Below are 4272 nucleotides of genomic sequence, written 5' to 3' on the forward strand. Positions count from 1 at the left end.
TCATACTGGTTGTTTTGTTCAGTTTTCAAAGATCAATGTGACTGCCGTTTTTTGCGACAGCTTTTATATCATATCATCTCACTCACATTATGTCAACAACCTTTTTTAAAATTTCAAGTTGCATTTTTAAGGCGTGATCGATGTTTTTTGTCATGTCGTTTTCAGCGACGATTAATAATATAACACGTATTAAGAATTAAAGTCAACAACTTTTTTCACTTTTTTTAAATCAGTCACCTTCTATCTTAATTACTCCCATAAAAAGAACCTCGACCAAGACAGTCAAGGTTCTTCTATACTATTATTTATTACGCATTTGAGGGAAAAGTAAAACATCTCTAATCGACGGTGAGTTAGTTAATAGCATAACTAATCGATCAATACCTATACCTAAACCACCAGTTGGAGGCATACCATATTCTAGTGCTTCCAAGAAATCCTCATCCATCTCATGTGCTTCATCATTACCTTGCTCTTTTTCTTTAACTTGTGCTTCAAATCTTTCTCTCTGATCAATTGGATCATTTAACTCAGAGAATGCATTTGCATGCTCACGCCCAACAATAAACAGTTCAAAACGATCTGTGAAACGTTCATCTTCTTTATTCTTCTTAGCTAAAGGAGATATTGCTACAGGGTGACCGTACACAAACGTTGGCTGGATTAGTTTCTCTTCTACCTTCTGTTCAAAAAATTCATTAACAACATGTCCAAATGTCATCGTATCTTCTACTTCTACCCCGTTTTCTTTCGCTAAAGCTTTTGCTTCTTCATCCGTCATCTCTTTCCAGAAGTCAACACCTGTATATTCTTTAATCGCATCTACCATATGAAGCCTTGTCCATTTTGGTGCTAAATCAACCTCATAATCCCCATAATTAATTGTTGTAGATCCGGTTACTTCTTCAGCAATATGAGACACTAAGTTTTCAACCAACTCCATAATATCATGATAATCTGCATATGCTTCGTACAATTCGATCATAGTAAATTCCGGGTTGTGGCGAGTAGATACTCCTTCATTACGAAATACACGTCCAATTTCATATACTTTTTCCATACCACCTATAATCAATCGTTTTAAATGCAACTCAATGGCAATACGCATATATAATGGAATGTCGAGCGCATTATGGTGTGTTTCAAACGGACGTGCAGATGCACCACCTGCAATACCATGCATCATTGGAGTTTCTACCTCCAAAAAACCTCTCTCATCTAAGTAGCGTCGCATGGACTGAATGATCTTACTGCGAAGAACAAACGTATTTTTACTTTCCATATTAGTAATTAAATCTAAATACCGCTGGCGATAACGTTGTTCTACATCTTTTAGACCGTGGAACTTTTCTGGTAAAGGACGTAGAGATTTCGTTAGCATTGTAAATTCGTTTGCTTTAACCGAAAGTTCCCCTACATTTGTTTTGAATACTGTACCTGTAACACCAACAATATCTCCTAAGTCTGCTGATTTGAAGATTTCATAAGCTTCCTCTCCAATTCTATCTTTCCGTACATATAATTGGATTTGGCCGCTTAAATCTTGAATATGTGAAAAACCTGCTTTTCCTTTACCGCGTTTCGTCATAATTCGACCTGCCACTGTCGTTTCAATTGCTTTTTCTTCTAATTCCTCTTTAGAGAACTGATCATATTGTTCTTTTAATTCTTCTGCCAAATGTGTGCGAACAAATTTATCACCAAACGGATCAATCCCTTGTTCACGGTAACTGTTCATTTTATCCAAACGTACACGCATGTGTTCATTCAGTTCTTCGCTCATTTTCGTTCACCTCTATAATTAATAATTTAAGTATTATATATCAAAAAACTGCCAGCATCACACTGGCAGTATCACATTCATTCATGATTAGTATAGAAAAGGAACTTGTCTGTGTCAATGTTTACACACTCAGGAAACTCTTGCTTGTTGTTCTACATAGACGTATAACAGTTCATCTAGTTCTTAGACTCTGTTTGGTTAATTACGTACTTTACCATTTCCTTTTAAATACCAACTAGCCATTGGTGCTAAAACAACCTGGTTACGGATGTTAATATCATCTGTGTTCCACATACCGTTTCTCTTCATTTTCTTCTATTTTAGGTTGCAACTCTTCTAATGAAATATCGAGCTTAGCTGCAATATATTTTAAATAATCCTCAGTAGGAATTCTTTTACCTCTTTCAATTTCTCCCAATTGCGAAACCGATATTCCAAGTTCATCCGCAAATTCAATTTGCGTATAACCTTTCAACTTCCGAAATGCTTTGATTCTCTTACCCCATCGATTGGTTGCCATTTGACTACACCTTCTTTATCTTCTGCAGGTATACTTGCTAATAATTCCGTTATATTCTTATCGAAATATGCTATATACAAAAATGAATTTATTTCTGCTAATGGTATTAAAACAAATGCTCGTTCATGTAATCTTGGATGTGGTAAAATTAATCGCTCTGTTTCTATATTTTCTTGATTATATACTAAAATGTCAAGATCAATTGTCCTCGGTCCCCATTTTACCTCCCGTTTTCTACCGAGATTCTGTTCGATACTTTGGCAAACGTTCAACAGAGAATTAGGATCTAAATCTGTTTCAACTTCAATCACCATATTCAGAAATTGATCTTGTTCTACAAAACCAACAGGGTCTGTTTCATATATTGAAGAATGATCTTTAATTTCTATTTTATCATGTACAGCTAATTGTTCCATAGCTTTATTTAAATAAGTTAATCTTGGTTCGATATTAGATCCAAGCGCTATATATACTTTTTTCATAAAGATTTCTCCCTATAAATTTCAACAGCAACCGACTGATAATGACCAGGAATAGGAGGATCAGGTTTCATTACCTTGACAGTACAAGCTTGTAATGGATCAAACTGGGATAAAAGTGTCTCTGCAACTTCTTCAGCTACTGCTTCAATTAAATTTTTTGATCTACCTTCAACGATTTGCTTCGTCAATTGATACACAAGGCCATAATCAATGGAATGCTGAAGATCATCTGATTGACCTGCCTGTTTCAAATCTGCTTCCAATACTACATCTACTAAAAAGCGTTGCCCTAGCTTCTTTTCTTCAGGAAATACACCGTGAAAACCATAAAAGGTCATTTGATTAAGGTATATTTTATCCATCTTAAGCACCACCCTTACCAATCAGCTTGTCCATCATCTTAGCCATTCTTACATGCATCTCGACATTATGAACTCGGACTATTTCACAACCCTTTGTCAAACCGTAGCATACAGTTGCCCCAGTTCCTTCATCCCGCTCATCCACTGGCAAATTTAAAGTTTTGGCAATAATGGACTTACGGGAGGTTCCTAGTAAAACAGGATAATCTAATTCTCGAAGTCGCTCCATTTCCTGCATGACTTGAATATTTTCTTCATATGTCTTAGCAAATCCAATGCCTGGGTCGAGAATAATCTGGTCACTTCTCACACCAGCATCTAATGCAATCTGGATACTTTCTTTTAAATCAGATAACACATCTTCCATCAGTTCATCATATCTTGGGTTTTCCCGATTGTGCATAAGTATAATGGGAACATCCAATTCTGCTGCCACTTTTGCAATATCTGGTTCCTTCTTGGCACCCCAGACATCATTAATAATCGATGCGCCTGCTTCTATTGATAGTTTTGCTACCCTAGCTTTCCATGTATCAATGGAAATGGGTATATTGATTTCATCAACGAGTGCTCTAATCACAGGAATTACTCGGTCTATTTCATCCTTTTCAGATACCGGTGTGTGTCCGGGTCTTGTTGATTCACCACCAACATCGATGATATCAGCGCCTTGTTCTTCCATTTTTTTAGCCTGGCGGATCGCTGCTTGGATATTATTATATTTTCCTCCATCAGAGAAAGAATCTGGTGTTACATTTAAGATACCCATTACTAATGTTTTCTCTGGGTAATGATAGTCTTTTATTTTTGTTCGTAACCACTTTTCCATGATACCCCGTCCTCACGAAACGAATTCTATAATCTATTCATAACAAAATATTATACCACAAATAAACATTGAAAGTTTAGGTCTATTGAAAAATATTCTCTACTACTAGCACTACTTTTATCCAATAGAAAAAAACACATTGCGATACCCACCAGATATCAGAATGTTTTATTCATTAGATATAAACTGCGAAGTAATGTGGTAATTAGATGTGCGGTCACCTAAGAGATAATTTTGAAATATATTGAGATGATAACTACCACTCCGGCTGCCCACTTCCCTCGTATGATATAGGT

5 protein-coding genes are annotated in these 4272 nt (G+C 36.0%); all 5 read right to left on the reverse strand.

The features are described 5' to 3' along the window. Window positions 1-301: 301 nt before the first annotated feature. The 5 genes from lysS to folP all read right to left on the reverse strand — a co-directional run bounded on the left by lysS (window position 302) and on the right by folP (window position 3976). Window positions 302-1783: a lysine--tRNA ligase gene (lysS, locus tag GH715_RS20985; RefSeq protein WP_153837199.1), complete on the reverse strand. Its 1482-nt coding sequence runs from the start codon at window positions 1781-1783 to the stop codon at window positions 302-304. A gap of 277 nt (window positions 1784-2060) precedes the next feature. Further along, window positions 2061-2303, reverse strand: a complete 243-nt coding sequence (locus GH715_RS20990; RefSeq protein ID WP_153837200.1) for a helix-turn-helix domain-containing protein — start codon at window positions 2301-2303, stop codon at window positions 2061-2063. Beyond that, complete coding sequence (folK, locus tag GH715_RS20995) at window positions 2255-2785, reverse strand: 2-amino-4-hydroxy-6-hydroxymethyldihydropteridine diphosphokinase (RefSeq protein ID WP_153837201.1); 531 nt, start codon at window positions 2783-2785, stop codon at window positions 2255-2257. The genes GH715_RS20990 and folK overlap by 49 nt, the downstream gene beginning before the upstream one ends. Then, window positions 2782-3147, reverse strand: a complete 366-nt coding sequence (gene folB / locus GH715_RS21000) for a dihydroneopterin aldolase (protein WP_018934261.1) — start codon at window positions 3145-3147, stop codon at window positions 2782-2784. Before folB ends, folK begins: the two co-directional genes overlap by 4 nt. Before the next feature lies 1 nt (window position 3148). Beyond that, window positions 3149-3976: a dihydropteroate synthase gene (folP, locus tag GH715_RS21005; RefSeq protein WP_153837202.1), complete on the reverse strand. Its 828-nt coding sequence runs from the start codon at window positions 3974-3976 to the stop codon at window positions 3149-3151. Window positions 3977-4272: the final 296 nt, after the last annotated feature.

This window comes from Gracilibacillus thailandensis, assembly GCF_010994055.1.
GTDB classification, from domain to species: domain Bacteria; phylum Bacillota; class Bacilli; order Bacillales; family Amphibacillaceae; genus Gracilibacillus; species Gracilibacillus lacisalsi.

Excerpts from the sequence above, each read along its gene's own strand:
- GH715_RS20990 (WP_153837200.1), bottom strand. The coding sequence starts at position 2,303 with ATGGCAACCAATCGATGGGGTAAGAGAATCAAAGCATTTCGGAAGTTG.
- lysS (WP_153837199.1), bottom strand. The coding sequence starts at position 1,783 with ATGAGCGAAGAACTGAATGAACACATGCGTGTACGTTTGGATAAAATG.
- folK (WP_153837201.1), bottom strand. The coding sequence starts at position 2,785 with ATGAAAAAAGTATATATAGCGCTTGGATCTAATATCGAACCAAGATTA.
- folB (WP_018934261.1), bottom strand. The coding sequence starts at position 3,147 with ATGGATAAAATATACCTTAATCAAATGACCTTTTATGGTTTTCACGGT.
- folP (WP_153837202.1), bottom strand. The coding sequence starts at position 3,976 with ATGGAAAAGTGGTTACGAACAAAAATAAAAGACTATCATTACCCAGAG.